Raw genomic sequence first — 18,882 nt, forward strand, 5'->3', positions numbered from 1 at the left:
TGTTAACAGGTCTGGTCATAGTCAGATCCGGAAGGGCTCCACATCACCCGCCCCCTCGCGAACAATAGTGACGGTATCGTCCAGAAAACTGACGATGCTGGACTCCTCGAAGCCGCAAAAACCACCGTCAATCACCAGTGCCAGTTCGTGTTGCAGAATATCGCGTATTTCATAGGGATCGCTCTGTGGTTCATCTTCGCCGGGCAAAATCAGTGTCGTGCTCATCATCGGCTCACCCAGCTCTTCGAGCAGTGCTGCCGCGATTCGATTGCCCAGCACGCGCAAACCAATGGTACGGCGCTTGGGGTGCATCATTCTGCGCGGTACTTCACGAGTCGCATCCAGCAAGAAAGTGATTGGACCGGGAGTGTTGTTCTTAATCAGCCGAAACGCCACGTTGTCGACTTTGGCAAACGTCGACAACTCGGACAGATCGCGACATACCAACGTCATCGGGTGTGACTCGTCGATACGTCGAATCCGGCGAATGGTGTCCAGCGCCTTTTTGTCTTCCATGTGACAACCAAGCGCATAGGCACTGTCTGTCGGGTAGGCGATCACCCCACCGTCACGGACAATGGCCGCCGCCTGTTTGATCAGCCGCGGCTGGGGATTCTCAGGGTGTATCGCAAAAAACTGGCTCATATTGGCTCCCGCCAAGAGGGACTGTCAGTGGTTAGTGTCAGTATTCTGTACAGCGATGCTGGTAATAATCGCACTTTAGCACTAATTGAGCCCTCTGCGGAACCATCCGCACCGGACAAAAACAGACAGGCCGCTGTTCATCCGTTCACCAGACGATCCACCAGTTTTGGCCCAAGGGACGGCCATTGCGGATAAAAACCCAATCTTGCCCAGGGCACATCCGGCTGGTGAAAATCGCTGCCGCCACCGATCAGGATATTACGCTCGCAACAGTGGTCGACCAGGCGCTGACGCATCGCGGGGGGCATTGCCGGGCAGCAGACTTCCACCGCCTGACCACCAGCCCCGGTAAAATCATCCAGCAATTGTTCAAGTTTGCGCCAGGTCAGCTTATATCGGTGCGGGTGAGCCAACACCGCCCAGCCACCATTATCGGTGATATCGGCTACGGCCTGCTCCAGCTCCGGCCAGGATTGTTTGACATCCCCCACCTTGCCGTTCCCAAGCCAGCGCTTGAACGCCTGGGCGCTGTCTCGCGCCTGGCCTGTATCGACCAGATAACGCGCAATGTGCGGACGACCCAATGTAGCGCCATTGGCCAGAGTGCGAATGGCGGCTTCATCCAGAGTCAGCCCCTCCCGTCGCAACACAAACAGCAACCGCTCAAACCGGGTCTCCCGGGCATGATGGTAACGTGCCTCGACCGCTTGCCAGGCCGGTGAGGTCACGTTCATGCCGATCCCCACAATGTGCACCGATCGCTTCATCCAGACTGTCGACAACTCAGCTCCCGGCCAAAGCTGCAATGAGGGGGACAAGTTGCCCTGCTCGCACAGCCAGCGGTAACCGGCCGCCGTGTCGTGGTCGGTTAACACCAGATGCTCCAATTGACGCTCAAGTGCAAGATCATAGACACCCTGGGCAGACAAAGTTCCGTCTGAAAAAGTGCTGTGGCAGTGCATTTCCCAGGTGTGGGCAATGTTGGTCATAAAAACCTTAGTTAATTGTCAGGATTCAGGCAGGTGCCGTATGATGCCTGATTTGCGAGCCGTTGTCGGCCATCCCAGCCCGAGGAGACTCAATGATGTGGTTTTCCATTGTATGTGAAGACGTTCCGGACAGCCTCTCTTTGCGCCTGAGTGCGCGCGGTGAGCACCTCAAACGACTTGAAGCCCTGAAAGATGCAGGCCGTCTACTGCTAGCCGGACCCAACCCCGCCGTGGAAGCCAATGACCCGGGCGACGCTGGCTTTACCGGCTCGCTGATCATCGCCGAGTTTGACTCTCTGGCCGATGCCCGTACCTGGGCGGACGCAGACCCCTACATCGACGCCGGAGTCTATGCCGAAGTCAGCATCAAACCCTTTAAAAAAGTATTACCCTAACGCACGCCGTTGGCTCTGTTTTGTAACCGGCCAGCCGGTGTAAACTACGCCGACAATTAGTACGTCTGCTCAGCAGACTCGTTTAATCAACTTCGACATCATGGGAACTGAATTAATGACTGTGCTCTCCAAAACCCGCCTGATCCTTGGTCTGACTCTGGCACTGATGTTCAGTGGCACCGCCAGTAGCGCTACCTTGTGGCTCATTGACGAGCTTTGGGTCAATGTTCGAACGGGCGCTGGCGATCAGTTCCGCATTCTAAAGACCGTACCCTCAGGCACCCGCATGGAAACCTTGCAGGATGATCCGGAAAATGGCTATTACAACGTACGCACCGAAGAAGGCATAGAGGGCTGGATTCCCGAGCGTTTTGTACAGAATGAACCCACTGCCCAATTGCAACTGGAGGCTCTGGCCGCTGAGCGCGATCGGCTGCAGGAACAGGTAACCGAACTTGATGAGCGTTACACCAGTTTACTGGCAGACCGGGGCGATGTTACTGGCGAACTGGATACACTGCGTTCAGAAAACCAACGCCTAACGACCGAGTTGCGGGACATTACCCAGATCAGTGAAGATGCGATCAATCTCGACCAGCGCAATCAGCAACTGTCCGAAGAAAATGCCAGTCTGCGTAATGAGCTCGACGTCGCCCGGCAAAACCTGGCCAACACCCGGGAAACGCGTGAAAGCCGCATGCTAATCGCTGGTGGCAGCCTGATTGTGCTTGGCCTGATCATGGGCGTATTGCTGCCTAAAGTGCGCAGTAAACGCCGCGATAGCTGGGCTTAGGTTTTTATGGCCTGGTCCAGCACGCCTATAGTCAAGCCACATAGCTTATCCAACCTGGCCGATTTACTGAGTCAGGGGTTGCTCGGGTCTATGTCCCGGTTCAGCCATTTTCAGATTGTCGAGTGGTGCGCCCGATTTGCCGACGATTTCGATCATCAGCCCGATGATCAGATCCCGGCCAGTCCGGAACAGGCGCTGGATATCGCCGACGACGTAGTGGTTCAGTGGGAGCTGCATCTGGCAACGCAGTATACCCTGGGTGATCTGCAGCGGTTTGCGATGGATGATGTAGTCCTGCCCAAGCACTATTTTGAACACTGGCTTAACCGACTGCTGAACTTGCCGGCAACGCACTGATTGCCCGGGAAACACTCATGAAGCAACCTTGCGATGACCCGGACACGTATTCCGGGGTCAACCAACCGGCTATGCAACGCCCAGAGCTGGTATTCACAGAGGCTGGCTCACCTCATTGCGCGCGGTTTGACGATGTTTATTTCTCGACCGACGACGGTTACCTCGAAACCGATTTCGTTTTCCTGCAGGGCAACGATCTGGCGCAACGTTTTGCCCGACTGACCGAATACGGCCATTTCACAGTGGCCGAGACTGGTTTTGGCACGGGCCTGAGCGCCCTGGCCACCTGGGAATTGTTCGAGCAAACCGCCCCTGCGACCGCCCGGCTGACGTTTATCAGCACGGAACGCTATCCTCTATCGACCCTTCATATTCAACAGGCATTACAGGCGTGGCCCTTATTGACCGAACGGGTCAATCGACTGGTTGCGGATTACCCGCCCCGGGTGCCAGGCTTTCATTTGGTCGAATTAAGCGATCAGGTCGATCTGCTACTCTTATTTGGAGACGTCAACGACACCCTCGCTGAACTGAGCGGCCAGGTAGATGCGTGGTTTCTTGACGGCTTCACGCCAAGCCGCAACCCGGCCATGTGGCAACCGCCGCTCTACCAGTCCATGGCCCGGTTAAGCCACGCGGACACCACTTTCGCGACATTCACCTCGGCCAGCCAGGTTCAAGCGGGGCTCCGGGGGGCTGGTTTTGCCATCACCCGAAAACCGGGCTTTGGCAAGAAACGCCAAATGCTACTGGGTCAGTTTGAGGGCTTGCAAGGCCCGCCCCGACCGGGTCTATGGCCGCAAAACGAGTGGTTCTGGCCGGGCGCTTGCATCCGAGACGACAAGCGCACAGCCATCGTGATAGGCGCCGGTTTGGCAGGCGCGCACACCGCCCGCGAGCTGGCACGGCGAGGCTGGGAGGTGACGGTACTGGAGCAGTCGGCAGAGGTCGCCAGCGGTGCCTCGGGTAATCTACAGGGGGCGGTTTATGCCCGATTGTCTCATGACGACACCCCGGTAAACCGCTTTTACACCCAGGCATTGCATCTGGCCCAGCGGCGCCTGGCTGCTTTGCCAGACAGCGTTCCCCATCAGCAATGTGGCCTGCTTCAACTGAACCAGGGCAATAAGGAAGCTCGCCGCTTTAATCGACTTCGCCAGCACAACCCCTTTGCCGGTGAACTGGCCGATATCGTCGACCAGGAACAGACCATGGCTCATGCGGGCGTTCCGCTGCCCTGTGAAGGGCTATTCTTCCCGGGTGGCGGCTGGGTTCAGCCTGTGGCGCTGGTAAAAGACCGTTTAACGCATCCGTTCATTCAAGTGCACCGACACCACCGCGCCACCGACCTCAAGCAGCTCGACAACGGGCACTGGCAAGTCCAGTGCGAAACCGCCGAGGGTGAGCGCACTCTGGTGGCATCCCAGGTCATATTATGCAACGCCTGGAATGCCCACCGCCTGACGCAGAGCCACTATTTACCGCTGAAACCCATCGGTGGTCAGGTCACCCGTATTGAGTCGACCCCAACACTGGCAGGCCTGAAGGCCGTCATCTGTTCCGACCGTTATCTGGTACCCGCCTTTGACGGAGCACACAGCCTGGGAGCCAGCTTTCATGTGGGCCAAACCGAGCCGGGCTGGACCGATCAGGACGATGTCGACAACCTGAACAACGCCCGTCAGCGACTGCCAGACCTATTGCCGGGCGATGAAAAGATTCGTGATGCACGGGCAGGCCAGCGTTGCGCCTCCCCCGATTACTTCCCGCAAGCCGGCCCCCTGGTGGATGTTGATTCCTTTGTCCATCTCTATCAAACAGGCCTGACCAAACGATTAACAGCCCGCTTACCTGCCCCGCCCTTCCACTCGGGGTTATGGGTCAACCTGGCTCATGGTTCGAAAGGGTTGTGCTCTATTCCTCTGGCATCCCGCACCCTGGCTGCCTGGATCACCGGTGAACCCCTGCCCATCGCCCAGAGCGTGGCCAATCACCTGAATCCGAACCGTTTTATCATTCGCCAACTGATTCGAGGACAACGATGAGCCGCTACCGACCGCCACGTCCGCGCAGCAGCCCTTACATTACGCCCGAGGGCGAATCGCGAATGCGCGCAGAATTACACGAATTGTGGCACGTGGAGCGCCCCCTGGTTACCCAGGAAGTATCGGACGCCGCCAAACAAGGGGATCGATCGGAGAATGCCGAGTACATCTACGGCAAGAAACGCCTGCGACAAATCGACAGCCGGGTAAGATTTCTGACCAAACGCCTGGAATCGCTGCAGGTGGTGGCCACCCTGCCCGATGACCAGAGCCGAATATTTTTTGGCGCCTGGGTACGCATAGTCGATGAGGAAGAGTCACCCCGTGTGATGCGCCTGGTCGGCCCGGACGAATTCGACCGAGACCCCCGTTACATCAGCATCGACTCGCCCATGGCACGAGCTCTGCTGAAGAAAACCATCGATGACGAGATCCGCGTGCAGACCCCGACCGGTGAGTTCGAATACTGGGTCACCGATGTCAGCTATCGGGCTCCTCCTCAAGGGGAGGCTTAGGCAGGGCCCGGGCGCTGTCCGGAAGCGGTAATGCCTCCCTCAAGGCGCGCATACTGCGAATGATCTCGTCAGCCGCCAGGTAGGAATAGCCCAGACTTTTGCGCATTTCCCGCGCTTTTAGCCCGGCTTCGAGCCAGGGGTCGACTTTTTTCACAGCACAGTTCCCGACAGGTTTGGTAGAAGTTTAGCTTATGGATGTGAAGACGCCAAACATGGGCTGACGCAGGACATGGAATGACGCGAAACAGGAAAAGACGTTAAAACCGCTAAATACGGCCAATCTTGTGCGTCTTTTAATGTGTTACGTCCCTCCATGTCCTACGTCAGTTAATGTCCTGCGTCAGTTAATGTTTTGCGTCAGTTCATGTCCTACGTCGTTTACTGCTAAACTACGCCGCCCAATTATTGACCGGACCCACAATGAGCCGCCTTTTCGTAGACAACCTGACCGTACTGGACTTCAGTTATTTTCATCACACCCGTGGTGTGGTGGGTGAAAGCTGGATCGTCGACGTCGAACTGGTGGGCGACCTCAATGATGAAGGCATGGTGTTCGATTTCGGACACGTCAAGAAGCTGCTCAAGGCCGCCCTGGATTCCGGGATGGACCATACCCTGGTTCTGCCGGCCAAACTGCCAGGGCTAACGCTGCAGGAAACGGACAACGGCGAACGCATTGTGGCGCAATACCACAACCCCCGGGGTACCGTGCGCTTTCAGTATGAATCGCCCCGGGAAGCGGTCTATCTGGTCGAGACAGACGACATCAGCATCGACTCGGTTCGTCCAACGCTTGAAGCCCACCTCAATACCCTGGTACCCGACAACGTCTCGCAGGTCGTTTTGCGTCTGCGCAGTGAGCTGATTGAGGGTCCATTTTACCACTATTCGCACGGTCTCAAGAAACACCAGGGCGACTGCCAGCGCATTTGCCACGGTCACCGGTCACGCATCGAGATTCACCGCAATGATCAACGGGATACCGAGATTGAACGCGACTGGGCAGAGCGATTTCAGGACATCTACCTGATCACCGAAGAAGACATTGTGGCCGCTGCGAGCTCCGAATCCGACCTTGTCCACATCGGTTACGATGCTGAACAGGGGCGGTTCGATGTCTGGTTACCGCAGGCACAAACCGAAACGCTCAAGACAGACACCACGGTCGAACTGATTGCCGCCCACCTGGCCAACAGCCTGATCACAGAGTACCCGCGGGACCGGTGGCGCGTGCGCGCGTTTGAAGGCGTCATGAAAGGCGCTATTGCGGAGTCCGGCTCATGACCGCCCTGGCTGGCGGTGTTACACTGTTGCACACCGATTACCATTCAATGATTCATTCAAAAGAGCCTCGGAACCGCAGATGACGCTGACTGTTTACAACACCCTGTCTGGGAAAAAAGAACCCTTCGTACCGCTCGACCCGAACAGAGTCACCTTCTACGCCTGCGGCCCTACGGTTTACAACTACATCCACGTCGGCAATGGTCGTTCAGCGGTGGTATTCGATCTCCTGTATCGAGTGCTGAAAACCCAGTTTCCGAACGTTATCTTCGCCCGCAATCTAACCGATGTAGACGACAAGATTAACGCCAGTGCCAAAGCTGAAGGCGTTGATATCAAAACCTTCGCTGACACGTACGCTACCGCCTACCAGGAAGACATGGCCGCACTGGGCAATCTGGAGCCCACGCTGCAACCACGGGCGACAGAGCACATCCCGCAGATCATCGACATCATCGATCGGCTGATCAAAAGGGGCCACGCCTACGAGGCTGAGGGTCATGTGCTGTTTGCTGTCGATTCCATGAAAGACTACGGTCGTCTGTCGCGCCGCAACATTGACGATATGATGGCCGGCGCCCGGGTAGAGGTCGCAGCGTACAAGCGCCACCCAATGGACTTTGTGTTGTGGAAACCCTCCTCCAAAGACCTGCCCGGGTGGGACAGCCCCTGGGGTCTCGGCCGGCCCGGCTGGCACATCGAATGTACCGCTATGATCATGGCGCATCTTGGCGATACCATCGACATCCATGGCGGCGGCAGCGATCTGGTCTTCCCGCACCATGAGAACGAAATGGCCCAGGGCATATGCTGCGTGCCCGACAGTCAGGGTTATGCCCGGTACTGGGTGCACAACGCCATGCTTGATGTTGAAGGCGAGAAAATGTCCAAATCGCTGGGCAATTTTACCGTCTTGAGGGATGTGTTGAGTGAACAGCCGGGAGAAGTCGTTCGCTTAACGCTGCTGTCAGCCCATTATCGCTCTAACCTGAACTGGTCGGAGCAACTGTTAAATCAGAGCCGGCAGACACTGGATCGGCTCTACACCGTGCTGCGCGACAGCAGCCAGCTTGAAGCCGTGATGCCAGAAGACCTGTCATCACTAGAGGCTGTCCAGGCGCTGCTGGATGACCTGAACACGCCCAAAGCCATTGCTGCTTTATATGAACTGACGGGTCAGTTTTTCAAGACGACTGATGCCACAGAACGTGCGAAGCTTAAAGGTGAGCTGCTCGCCATCACCGATATTATGGGCATTGCTCAGCAGGATCCGATGACGTGGTTTCACGGACAACAGCTCACTGGCCTTCAGCCTGAGGACATTGAGAACCTGATCCAGCAGCGCCTCGATGCGAAAAAAGCAAAAGATTTTGGCCGGGCCGATGATATCAGGGATGAACTGAAACAAGCCGGCATACATATTCAGGACACCCGCGAAGGCACTCAATGGTCTCGCGAAGCCTGATCACCCTGGGACGAGCGGAGCCGGCATCGTGCTGAAATGGCCGCTGATCGCGCTGGTAAAAGGCTACCGCATTTTCATCAGCCCGCTGCTCGGCCCACGCTGCCGGTACTACCCGACTTGCTCGGAATACGCGCTGATTGCCTTGCGCCACCACGGTGCTTTCAAGGGCAGCTGGCTTGCCATCAAACGCATCGCTCGCTGCCACCCGGGGTGCGAAGGCGGCATCGACCCGGTTCCGGGAGTACCTCTGCCAAGCTATGACGACCCACCGGAAAACAGCGCACGCCAGCCAGACGATGCCACAAACCCACCGAACTGTACCCACAGGGGCCAACGCAATGATGATCGATAAACAAATGCTGAATATTCTGGTCTGCCCGGTCACCAAGGCGCCACTGCAACTTGACCGGGAAAATGAAGAGCTCATCTCAACCGCTGCCAAACTCGCCTACCCGATTCGCGATGGCATTCCGGTCATGCTGGAAGACGAAGCCCGGGTGCTGGGCCAGGAAGAATATGAACATTGGTTGTCCAAGAAAAGCTCGTTGGTTTAATCCAGTAGAGCAAAGATTCAGTGCCCTTTGACCACGGATTATAAAAGGACTGACGGGTGCGTCTGCTGCAGGTCGTTAGACCGCATGAATGCGGTCTTCGAGCTCCCACAGATGGGTTTACGGTGTATCGTCAGCAGACGCACCCGACGGGCCGCTGGCTGCTATCGTCGAGTTGACCGCCGTCATAGCTGACCACCAGCCTTATCCTCTTGCCGCTATCGAATACCCGCAATAGCGCCATCCACATCCATACCAATTTCCCGCATCCTGGCCAGCTTGTACCGCAAGGTACGAGCCGAAATCCCAAGCTTGTCTGCGGCCCGGTTTTTACGCCCCTGAGTCACCCGTAAGGCATCCAGAATGATATCAAACTCACGGTGTTTCAAGTCAACCTGCATGGATTCATGCACCGCCGGGCCCGCTTCACCGGGTTCATCCGAATCAGCGGTGAATGGCGGTACCATCGTTTCAGCGTGTTGCGCCAACGCCTGTTGGCGTGCCGGCTCAAAGTCAATAAGGTGCTCGCCTTCCAACCCAAGGTCCTGAGCGGTTACCCACTGGCCAGACTGTAAAATCAGAGCCCGTTGCAAGGCGTTATCGAGTTCCCGAATATTGCCGGGCCAGTCGTACGACAGTATCCGGGCACGGGCTGAATCGTCGAGCGCGACGCGCGGTTTATGCATTTTTTTGGCATGTTTGGCGAGTAAATGGTTCGCCAGTGGTACGAGGTCGCCCCGGCGAGCCCGCAATGGCTGCCATTGCAACGGAAACACGTTCAAGCGATAGTACAAATCTTCCCGGAACCGCCCGGCTTGTACTTCGCGCATCAGGTCTCTATTGGTGGTAGCCAGTACCCGAACATCCAGCTCAACGACCTTTCTACCGCCAATGCGTTCCACCTCCCGCTCCTGCAATACCCTCAATAGCTTCGCCTGCAATCCCATGTCCATTTCAGAGATTTCATCCAACAACAGAGTGCCGCCATTGGCCTGCTCAAATTTACCCGGCTGACTGGCAATAGCGCCGGTAAAGGCACCTTTCTCATGGCCAAAGAGCGTCGCTTCCAGCATATTTTCCGGGATGGCCGCGCAGTTAATGGCAACAAAAGGTTGCTGTGCTCGTGGTGAATGCTGATGAATGTAACGCGCCAGCACCTCCTTACCGGTACCGCTTTCGCCACTGATCAGGGTCGTGCTATCGGTCACGGCCACTTTTCGAGCCAGCATCAGCACCTGCTGACTCGACACCTCATTGGCGATTGGCTCATCGATGGCACTGTTAGGCTGGTTGCCGTGACGCTCCAACAATTCAATTAGTTGTTCTGGCTGGAACGGTTTGACCAGGTAATCGACCGCACCAGCGTGCAAGGCCGACACGGCTTTTTCCACAGTGGCGTAAGCGGTGACGAGCAGAAACGGTATCTGTGGCTGATTCTGGCGTACATAAGCCAGTAATTCGTGGCCATCCATGCCGGGCATGTTGACGTCACTGACGATAAAATCGACCTGGGCTTCATTGAGCCGCACAATGGCTGCCTCACCGCAGTCGGCTTCAATGACTTCATAGTCAGACAACTTCAATGTGTCGCTTACCGCCTCTCTCAGGCTGGCATCGTCTTCAACAATGAGTACTCGCATGCATCTCTCCTCATACCCGTCTGCGTTTTGAATCGTGACAGGTCACACTGGCGATTAGCCGTTAACCGGAAAAGTCAACGTAACCCGGGTGCCCTCACCCGGCTGACTGTTGATCTGAAAGTCACCCTGATGGGCCCGGGTAACGGCCATAACCACCGGCAAGCCCAGGCCTGTGCCATGGCTTTTGGTGGTAAAAAACGGTTCGGTAACCTGGTTCAGGGTCGCGTCATCCATACCCGGTCCATTATCTGAAATACTCAGCGCCAGCCGGCCTGCTTCCAGGCGGGCAATGATAGAAATTCTGGGGTTGGCGCGAATGGCTTCGAAAGCATTGGTGACCAGATTGCTCAGTGCACTGACCAGAGCATCTTTCTGACACTGCACATAAACCCCATCACTGGAGTCCTTCCAGTCCAATGCCTCAGGGTGCTGTTGAATCAATACCGACAGGTTGTCCTGCATGGCAGCGAACAGTTCCGTAACCGTGACCCTATGGATCAACTTGCACTCCCCTTTGACGAACACCAGCATGTCCTGCACTTGCTGTTCAAGGTGATGCAACCGGCCGAGTAATTTGTCGACGAATTGCTCGCGAACCGGCTGGCTCACCCGAGGGTTCTTAAGGTTGGAGGCGTACAGCATGGCCGCTGAAAGCGGGGTGCGGATCTGGTGAGCCAAGGAGGCAACCATACGCCCCATGGCCGATAGCCGTTCATGACGGGACAGCTGCGCTTGCAGAGCACGTGTCTCGGTCTGGTCGGTAAGCAGAATCAACTGGCCGGCGTTGTCCAGCGCACAGGTTTCTATGCTGACCAGCCGACCATCGACCAGAGAGATTTCGTGGCCGTCATCCTGGCGGGGATTGAACGCATGACGGATGATTCGAACCCAGGGTTCACCAATCAACCGGGGCGTCGCGTCGTTGCGCAACAAGGCTTCCGCTGCGGGGTTTATCCGGCGAATTCGACCGGTATTGTCGATCACAATGACCCCAGCCGGCAGCAGATTCAGCAAGCTTTCCAATTGATCAGCGAGCCGCTCCTTTTCCGACAGCTCCTGCATGCGTTGCTCACTGACGGTCGCCAATTCGCCGCTGAGTTCGACTACGCGACTTTCAAGCATCTGGTAACTTTCGGTCAGTTGCTCGGACACCTGATTAAAGGTCGCAAAGGCCTGTTTCAGATCAGACAGCGACTGCTCAGACATCTCGGCCGAGCCTTGCTGTTGCTTGAGGTTGTCAAATTGTGGCACACCCATGCCTTCTCCCAGTGACCGATTTTTGGCGCTATACAGGGGTTTAGCAAGAGGGGTGCCAGGTTTTATGTTAATTGTGAGCTGTTGGCTGTTGGCTCACAGCTCACAGCTCACAGCTCACAGCTCTAAACAGTCTCGCGCTTGTTGATCTTGTATTTGCGCATTTTCTCAACCAGCGTCGTACGGCGAATGTGCAGTTTCTCTGCCGCCCGGGCAACCACGCCCTGCGCATCATCCAGTGCCTGTTGAATCAGGTTGCGTTCCAGTTCAGTGAGGTATTCTTTCAAATCAAGACCATTCACCGGCAGCAAGGCGGCCTGTTCCGAATGGGTTATGCTGAACGATTCTGATTCTGGCATGGCCGGTAGCGGCATAACCGACTCATCGCCATCGTCGACGTGCCGGTATTTCAAAGGCAACTCCTGAACACCGACCACACCGTAAGGGTGCATGATCGCCAGTCGCTCAACCAGATTCGCCATCTCCCGGACATTACCGGGCCAGTCATGACGCACCAGCGACATGACCGCGGCAGAATTAAAACGAATGGAACCGCGTTTTTCATTTTCCAGCCGGGCGATCAACTCGTTTAGCAACACTGGCACGTCTTCGGAACGTTCACGCAGCGGCGGCATTTCGATTGGAAAGACATTGAGGCGATAATAGAGATCTTCGCGAAAGGTGTTTTCCTCGATCATCTGCTCCAGGTTTCGGTGGGTCGCCGCAATGACTCGAATGTCGCAGTTGTAGGTCTTATTGCCCCCCACCCGCTCGAAGGTCCGCTCCTGCAACACGCGCAATAACTTGACCTGCATGTTAAGCGGTAAATCGCCGATTTCATCCAGAAACAGCGTGCCACCTTCAGCCATTTCAAACCTGCCTGCACGGGAGGTAATAGCGCCGGTGAAAGCACCTTTTTCATGGCCAAACAGCTCGCTCTCAATCAGTTCGGCTGGAATAGCCCCACAATTGACCGGTACAAAAGGCTTGTGCCGCCGATGAGAGTTATAGTGGAGATTGCGCGCGACCACTTCTTTACCGGTGCCGCTTTCGCCCTGAATCATGACGGTCACTTCTTTGTCCGCCACCTGCGTCATCATTTCGCGTACTTGCTGCACGCCACGGCTAGTGCCTACCAGAGACCGGAACAAGTTGACTTCACGACGCTGACCCCGCCCCCGGGTTAGATCAAATTGTTCGCGATACATCTGGGCACGATGCAAGGTATCGAGTAATTTGTTGTAGGTTGGCGGCATCGACAAGCGCGCGATCACCCGATGGCGCAAACTGTCGTCCAGTAATTCGTATTCGGGGTGCTCCGACATCAGAATGACGGGCAAGCCTTCATCCCATTCCGCTACAGCCTGCACCATACGAGCCAGAGACAGCTGGGTGGTGCCAACGACCACCGCAACCAGTTCATCGGTTCCTCCCAGCTCAGCGACTGCCTGCTCCTGCCAGTTGTCACTGCTGAGTGTGACGTTCACTTCACCCAAAAAATCCAGAATTACCTTAATGTCCCGACGACGTTGATCATCATCGTCTACTACCAGAAGCTTAATTTCACGCCACATTGGGAACATTTCCTCACATCAAAACGGCTGAGATGGCACCAGTCCCGATATTCCACGTCAGGAATTTGACTGTATCGAAACAGTAAAGACCGAGACTCCCGCCCTGTCAAACTCACGGCGGATTCAGGCAAACTGCGCCAAAAACCCGATAATGCCTTTATTTTCAGTGGCTTACCATAGAAAAACGTCTAGTTCCATGTAACAGAACACAGAATGCAACAGCCTATTAACGGTCAATGGATTAGAACAGACGGAATTGGACTCTATAAGTGCTTAAGACCGGCCAACGTCCCGACATTAAGACAGCTGGCCTCATCGCGCGCGCCCTTGAATCTGACAAACCCGTAGGGCGTAATATGGGCCATGGCCATACTGCCTGCCTTCAGCCTGAAATCAACCGACGCTGTTGACGCAGATCGGCCGCCTGTGCCGATCGGGTATGCTGCATCTCTGACAGGCTGGCCAGCACTGAAACATATAACTCAAGCAAACACTCAATTCGACGTTTGAGCGCCGGGCTCGCCAAGCCCGTATTCAGAACCTGATCATTAATGACAGATAAGACATCATTGACAGCGCCATCCCAACTTTCCAGGTCATCCAGCGACTGCATATCCTGCAATTCAAAGCCCCGCACGATCAAGTCGTTGGTTTGAGCCATCAGCGTAACTTCCGGCACCGGAGACGGGTTATCCGGGATGGGTTGCAGCGATGCCATCCTATTCCCCCGGCTGGTTCTGGGCCAGCGTCTGGTCACGGATGGCATCCCAAGACATTTTTATTTGAGACAACAGCCCCGCCACTTCATCCAGAATGGCTTCGTCGTTGCGGGCATTGGCTTCAAACAAGCGGCGCAACATATAGTCGTAAAGGCGCTCAAGATTCAGAGCTAACTCACCGGTGTCGGTGTTCAGACTGTCCTGAAGACCTCCGACAATATCGATCGCAGAATTAATCATTCTGGACTTTTTGTCGTATTCCTTGCGAGCCATATGCCCCTTAGCGGTGGAAATTCGGGCAAGCGCACCTTCGAACAACAATTGAATTAACTTGTGGGGGTCGGCGTCCATAATGGAGGTTTCAGTACTGACCGACTGGTACTGCTTAATCCCCTGTGCGTACATAGCGTTTCCTCTCAGACCACTGGATGTTTTTTTCACCTCAGCCTCCCCGGTAAGCGTTGATTGGCCCTGACCCGGGAGTAGCTCTGAACACTTTTCCCCCAGGCCCTGCGCGAATCACTGGTCGCCGGACAAGCTTAATCCATGTAGCGGCACTGTGCCGGATTTGTTGAGGTTTTTTTGCAGCACTGGCCTGGCTTACTGCGCGCAACAATGGAAAAGGCAACGCCGGATTGGAAAACTGGCACAACCTTGGCAATACCCCATTCAATGATCGAAAAAACGGCCAGTCCCGCCTCAAACCGGAGACTCCTTGCCGCTTTTTCACGACTGGCGGTCAAGCATTGACCGCCCGACACTGGCAGCGGCGCAGCCGCTCACCGATAAAGGTGCGTTATGAGACACTCATCGCAGGCGCTGGCGACACCAGGACAGACAATGACTCTGTCGACGGCCACACCTAACGACACCCTGGCTGACCTGGATCAACAGGCACGGCAGTATTACGAGTTGAGCCTGAGCGACCGGGTGAGCAATGAACACACCGCGCAATATCGCGGTCAGGCCCGGGTGATTGCCCAGCAGCTGCTCGACCGTCAACCCGACTACTCTCCGGCGTTGAACCTGCTGGGACGGATTGCTCTGGACGAAGGGTTCTACGAGCGGGCCGAGCACTACCTGCAATTTGCGCTTAACCAGGCACCGGAAGATGCCAGTTGCTGGTACTCCCTGGGTCATGTCAAGCTGGCAACCGGCCACTATGACGACGCTCTGGCCCACTTCAGTCGCAGCCTCGATCTGGCTCCGGGGGAAACCCGGGCCGCTACCTCCCTCGTCTACACCTTTGCGCGCCAGGGCAATGTGGTCCAGGCATTCAACGGTTACCGGCAACTGTTCAAGCTTCACCCGGACGATGCGCACATTCGTGCCAAACTGTTTGATGTCTCGCGACATATTCAGGCCGACAGCTTCCAGCCGGCTCTCGCCGAGGACGTCATTCGCTGGCTCAAGCTCGACAAAGTCGATCACGATGGCCTGGCACCGCTGACGGCCTCTCTATTGCGGCACAAATACCGGCTCGATGATCCGGACTCCGTCGTCGATCTTCAGGATCTCGCCCGGGATGACATGCTCGGCCTCGCCCTCAATACGCTCTACTTCAGTCATGCAGATCTGGAAGACTTTCTGACTCAGGTGCGTAAACAGGTGCTGCTGAATTGCCTTGCCCAGCAATTTTCCGATCCCGCTTTATTGCGCCTGGCAGCCGCTTTTGTGGTTCAGGGTATGCACAATGAGCACGTCTGGGCGCAGGATGATGAAGAGCAATCTCTGCTCAGCGCCCTTAAGGATCTGCTGGATACGGCCCTTTCTACCCCGGAACCCCAGCCTGCAGACCTGAACAGTGCTCTGCTAATGTACGGCATGTATGAACCACTGCATTTGCTAAAACAGAGCGAACAACTCTCGCGTATTGCACTGAACCGCTGGCCGAGTTACGTCCGGCCTATTATCCGCCGGTGTGTGAACGAACTGCGCGAAGAAATGACGCTTGCGCTGGAGATCGAACAACTGACACCGATCAGCGACACCATTTCCCGGGAGGTTCGCCAGCAATACGAAGAAAACCCCTACCCTCGATGGTTACACCTGGGGTACAACACCCCGACCAACTACGGCCGGGCGCTTGAAGCCGAGCTCGAAGGCTTCAGGGCACCGCAGTTCTTCAATATGGGAACCATCAGAATTCTGATCGCTGGCTCTGGAACGGGTCGTCACGCCCTGCATGTTGCCCGGTACTTCCGCAACGTCGAAGTCACGGCCATTGACCTCAGCGCACGTAGCCTGGCCTACTCCAGACGTATGGCCGATCGCTATGGCATTCACAACATTCGTTTTTTACAGGCCGATATTCTCGAACTCGACCGCCTCGATGAGCGTTTTCATGTCATCGAATGCTCAGGCGTCCTGCATCACATGAGCGATCCCGAAAACGGCCTTAAAGCGCTTCAGAGACGACTGGAAACAAACGGACTACTGAAGATCGGACTCTACAGTAAACGCGCCCGGCGCATTGTAAGCCAGGCGCAGCAACAGATTGAGAGACTGGGTTATACCGCGCGCCAGGCCGACATCCGCCGCTTTCGCGAACATCTTCTGCAAAAGAGACTGGAAGGCGATTACAGCGCGCTGTTGAAAAGCCGAGACTTCTATTCGACCAGCGGCTGCCGCGACTTGCTGTTCCACGTCCAGGAACATTGCTACTCGCCGGCTCGCATCAAAGCCATGCTGGACCAACACTCACTCAAGTTTCTGGGGTTTGTGTTGTCACCGGATGCGCGCCAGGCATTCCTGGCCAGTGTAAACAACCAACGCCCCGCCCTGACGAACCTGAGTGACTGGGAGGCGTTTGAAAAAACCCACCCGGATACGTTTGCAGGCATGTTGCAGTTCTACGTTCAACCGAACGATTAAGGCAAACCAATGAGCCGAATAAGACACCGCCGCGAGGCGATGGAAAGCACAACTCACCGGTGACCCTAGTGGTCCTGTTAAACCAGCCAAGGGTCCCCGGCTCGCGCAGAGGACTGCGCTCTTTTAATAATGAGCCTCAGACACTATTGATCCGGCTCGGCCGCCTCACTTTCACTCGAGGCCATATGAATGGTCTGAGTCGGGAAGGCAAACTCGGCGCCGTGACCCTCAACAATATCAATGATCTTCAGCAGGATATCCTGCTTTATCTCGTGGAACTCTTTCCACACTACTGTTTTGGTAAAGGTATAAATAAAGAACTCGATCGATGATGCGGCAAATTTGTTCAGATGCACCATCAACAGCTGATTGTGATCAATCGCTTCGTGCTCTTTCAACATGGCCTCGACATCAGCAACAATCGCGGCCACCTTTGCGGCATCGCAATAACGCACACCAATGTTTTCGTTAATTCGGCGATTGAACATGCGCGACGGGTTTTCGACGGTGATGTTGGCAAACGTCGCGTTGGGCACATAGATAGGCCGTTTGTCGAAGGTGCGAATACGGGTCAGGCGCCAGCCGATGTTTTCGACAGTCCCTTCGATATCCTGATCCGGTGAGCGCACCCAGTCCCCCACCCGGAACGGCTGATCCAGATAGATCATCAAGCCACCAAAGAAGTTGGCCAGCAAATCCTTGGCGGCAAAACCCACAGCAATACCACCGATACCGCCAAAGGCCAGCACGCCAGACACGCTGAATCCCAGGCTTTGGAGTACTACCAGGGCTGAAGTGATCAGCACCGACAGCCGCATCAACTTGCCGAGCGCCGATGCTGTGGTTGCATCCATGGGCTTCGAGGCATGGTTCGGATCCTGAACCATTTCTTCGCCCTTGCGGATAAAGCTGACCATAAACCAGGCAAACACCAGCACGAAAGTAACCGAACGTACCGGCTCTACGAAATCGAATATGGGTTCGTTTGACACCCGACGAACCACATCGGTCGCGAGCAACAAACCATTTAGCCAGATAAACAGCCGCACGGGCTTGCGGGCTGCACCGATCAGCAAATCATCCCAGAAGGTGTTCGACTTTTTTGCCGACTTCTCAAGCTTGTCGAATACTTTCTTTATGGCAAAACTGACCAGCGTGGTCAGTAACACAATAACAAACACCTGAATGATCCAGGTGTGCTCTTTACCAATGTTTAATGCGCTGGTCACCCAACTGACCAGAGTGTCCATATCCATCCGACGCCACACCTCACCAACAAAATTGACCAAAACCGACCCGACAAGCGACCCAGCCACAGGGATCGCAATGTAACGGCTTACGGGTAAAATGTGTAGTTTTGGGTCGAACCTGGGAATTTATACTGATGCTTTTCGCACGGTTGGCAGCCAACCCGTCATCAGTTTGATCCAGGCATAGGCTGCCATGGAACCAAAAAGGATAACGGTAGCCATCTCAAAACCGGAGTCTACCAACAGCACAATCAAGCCTAACTGCACTGCATAGCCACTGAGCAGGGCGCACCAGCGACAAAAAACAGACGACCGGGACCACTCGTACCAGGAGACCAATGGTACAAACAGAAAGGCTACGCCCCATTGGCAAGCCTGGAAGAAAGAGACTAGTGAGAAAGATTCAATCATCAGTCTATTCTAACGGCTTTAGGCCCGCCGTTACAGGCCTCCAGCCAATCTTTAACGTTAACTGACGCACAGTTCTGATATTACCAGAGGCCATTGACTGACAAATGACACGGCTGACTGT

The 18,882-nt window shown here is 55.5% G+C and carries 20 protein-coding genes; 10 read left to right on the forward strand and 10 right to left on the reverse strand.

The window, feature by feature from the left end; all coding sequences use genetic code 11:
- Positions 1-21: 21 nt before the first annotated feature.
- Positions 22-645, reverse strand: coding sequence for an L-threonylcarbamoyladenylate synthase (locus G565_RS0113600; protein WP_028671409.1), 624 nt, complete (start codon positions 643-645; stop codon positions 22-24).
- 137 nt (positions 646-782) lie between these two features.
- A complete protein-coding gene (locus tag G565_RS0113605) occupies positions 783-1,634 on the reverse strand; it encodes a PHP domain-containing protein (protein ID WP_028671410.1) in 852 nt (283 codons plus the stop codon).
- Positions 1,635-1,729: 95 nt separating this feature from the next.
- On the opposite strand from G565_RS0113605, the gene G565_RS0113610 reads away from it, so the two are divergent.
- The 5 genes from G565_RS0113610 to greB all read left to right on the forward strand — a co-directional run bounded on the left by G565_RS0113610 (position 1,730) and on the right by greB (position 5,739).
- Positions 1,730-2,029 carry a YciI family protein gene (locus G565_RS0113610; protein ID WP_028671411.1) on the forward strand — a complete coding sequence of 100 codons (300 nt, stop codon included), beginning with the start codon at positions 1,730-1,732 and terminating at the stop codon, positions 2,027-2,029.
- Positions 2,030-2,144: 115 nt separating this feature from the next.
- Positions 2,145-2,822 carry a TIGR04211 family SH3 domain-containing protein gene (locus G565_RS0113615; RefSeq protein WP_028671412.1) on the forward strand — a complete coding sequence of 226 codons (678 nt, stop codon included), beginning with the start codon at positions 2,145-2,147 and terminating at the stop codon, positions 2,820-2,822.
- 6 nt (positions 2,823-2,828) lie between these two features.
- Entirely contained in the window at positions 2,829-3,179 is a 351-nt protein-coding gene (locus tag G565_RS0113620; protein ID WP_157600086.1) for a hypothetical protein, read from the forward strand.
- Positions 3,180-3,196: 17 nt separating this feature from the next.
- The gene (gene mnmC / locus G565_RS0113625; RefSeq protein ID WP_051207896.1) at positions 3,197-5,224 is read left to right on the forward strand and encodes a bifunctional tRNA (5-methylaminomethyl-2-thiouridine)(34)-methyltransferase MnmC2/FAD-dependent 5-carboxymethylaminomethyl-2-thiouridine(34) oxidoreductase MnmC1; all 2,028 of its coding nucleotides are present in this window, start codon (positions 3,197-3,199) and stop codon (positions 5,222-5,224) included.
- On the forward strand, positions 5,221-5,739 hold the full coding sequence (gene greB / locus G565_RS0113630) for a transcription elongation factor GreB (RefSeq protein ID WP_028671415.1): 519 nt from the start codon (positions 5,221-5,223) through the stop codon (positions 5,737-5,739). The genes mnmC and greB overlap by 4 nt, the downstream gene beginning before the upstream one ends.
- On the opposite strand, the gene G565_RS26805 is transcribed toward greB, so the two are convergent.
- The gene (locus G565_RS26805) at positions 5,705-5,893 is read right to left on the reverse strand and encodes a hypothetical protein (RefSeq protein ID WP_157600087.1); all 189 of its coding nucleotides are present in this window, start codon (positions 5,891-5,893) and stop codon (positions 5,705-5,707) included. The two genes, greB and G565_RS26805, sit on opposite strands and share 35 nt — an antisense overlap.
- 266 nt (positions 5,894-6,159) lie before the next feature.
- Here G565_RS26805 and G565_RS0113635 point away from each other — a divergent pair, with 266 nt between their 5' ends.
- From G565_RS0113635 to G565_RS0113655, 4 genes are all read left to right on the forward strand, one after another.
- Positions 6,160-7,023 carry a 6-carboxytetrahydropterin synthase gene (locus G565_RS0113635; RefSeq protein ID WP_028671416.1) on the forward strand — a complete coding sequence of 288 codons (864 nt, stop codon included), beginning with the start codon at positions 6,160-6,162 and terminating at the stop codon, positions 7,021-7,023.
- Positions 7,024-7,102: 79 nt separating this feature from the next.
- Positions 7,103-8,488 (forward strand): cysteine--tRNA ligase, encoded by a 1,386-nt coding sequence (cysS, locus tag G565_RS0113645; RefSeq protein WP_028671417.1) that lies wholly within the window; start codon positions 7,103-7,105, stop codon positions 8,486-8,488.
- 28 nt (positions 8,489-8,516) lie between these two features.
- Positions 8,517-8,840, forward strand: coding sequence for a membrane protein insertion efficiency factor YidD (gene yidD, locus G565_RS24160; protein ID WP_051207898.1), 324 nt, complete (start codon positions 8,517-8,519; stop codon positions 8,838-8,840).
- The gene (locus tag G565_RS0113655) at positions 8,830-9,042 is read left to right on the forward strand and encodes a Trm112 family protein (RefSeq protein ID WP_245584185.1); all 213 of its coding nucleotides are present in this window, start codon (positions 8,830-8,832) and stop codon (positions 9,040-9,042) included. The genes yidD and G565_RS0113655 overlap by 11 nt, the downstream gene beginning before the upstream one ends.
- A gap of 215 nt (positions 9,043-9,257) precedes the next feature.
- Here G565_RS0113655 and G565_RS0113660 read toward each other — a convergent pair whose 3' ends face one another.
- The 5 genes from G565_RS0113660 to fliS all read right to left on the reverse strand — a co-directional run bounded on the left by G565_RS0113660 (position 9,258) and on the right by fliS (position 14,667).
- The gene (locus G565_RS0113660; RefSeq protein WP_028671419.1) at positions 9,258-10,679 is read right to left on the reverse strand and encodes a sigma-54-dependent transcriptional regulator; all 1,422 of its coding nucleotides are present in this window, start codon (positions 10,677-10,679) and stop codon (positions 9,258-9,260) included.
- A gap of 54 nt (positions 10,680-10,733) precedes the next feature.
- The gene (locus G565_RS0113665; protein ID WP_037339254.1) at positions 10,734-11,936 is read right to left on the reverse strand and encodes a sensor histidine kinase; all 1,203 of its coding nucleotides are present in this window, start codon (positions 11,934-11,936) and stop codon (positions 10,734-10,736) included.
- A 122-nt stretch (positions 11,937-12,058) separates the two neighbouring features.
- Complete coding sequence (locus G565_RS0113670; protein WP_028671421.1) at positions 12,059-13,507, reverse strand: sigma-54 dependent transcriptional regulator; 1,449 nt, start codon at positions 13,505-13,507, stop codon at positions 12,059-12,061.
- 382 nt (positions 13,508-13,889) lie between these two features.
- Entirely contained in the window at positions 13,890-14,225 is a 336-nt protein-coding gene (locus G565_RS0113675) for a hypothetical protein (RefSeq protein ID WP_028671422.1), read from the reverse strand.
- Position 14,226: 1 nt separating this feature from the next.
- A complete protein-coding gene (gene fliS, locus G565_RS0113680; protein WP_245584183.1) occupies positions 14,227-14,667 on the reverse strand; it encodes a flagellar export chaperone FliS in 441 nt (146 codons plus the stop codon).
- A 399-nt stretch (positions 14,668-15,066) separates the two neighbouring features.
- Between fliS and G565_RS26080 the strand changes: the two genes are divergently transcribed.
- Positions 15,067-17,100, forward strand: a complete 2,034-nt coding sequence (locus G565_RS26080) for a class I SAM-dependent methyltransferase (RefSeq protein ID WP_028671425.1) — start codon at positions 15,067-15,069, stop codon at positions 17,098-17,100.
- A gap of 143 nt (positions 17,101-17,243) precedes the next feature.
- Here the strand turns inward: G565_RS26080 and G565_RS0113695 are convergent, their stop codons facing one another.
- Together G565_RS0113695 and G565_RS0113700 are read right to left on the reverse strand one after the other, a co-directional pair.
- Positions 17,244-18,350: a mechanosensitive ion channel family protein gene (locus G565_RS0113695; RefSeq protein ID WP_028671426.1), complete on the reverse strand. Its 1,107-nt coding sequence runs from the start codon at positions 18,348-18,350 to the stop codon at positions 17,244-17,246.
- Positions 18,351-18,476: 126 nt separating this feature from the next.
- Positions 18,477-18,761: a hypothetical protein gene (locus G565_RS0113700; protein ID WP_028671427.1), complete on the reverse strand. Its 285-nt coding sequence runs from the start codon at positions 18,759-18,761 to the stop codon at positions 18,477-18,479.
- Positions 18,762-18,882: the final 121 nt, after the last annotated feature.

This window comes from Saccharospirillum impatiens DSM 12546 (assembly GCF_000423605.1).
Taxonomy (GTDB): Bacteria; Pseudomonadota; Gammaproteobacteria; order Pseudomonadales; family Natronospirillaceae; genus Saccharospirillum; species Saccharospirillum impatiens.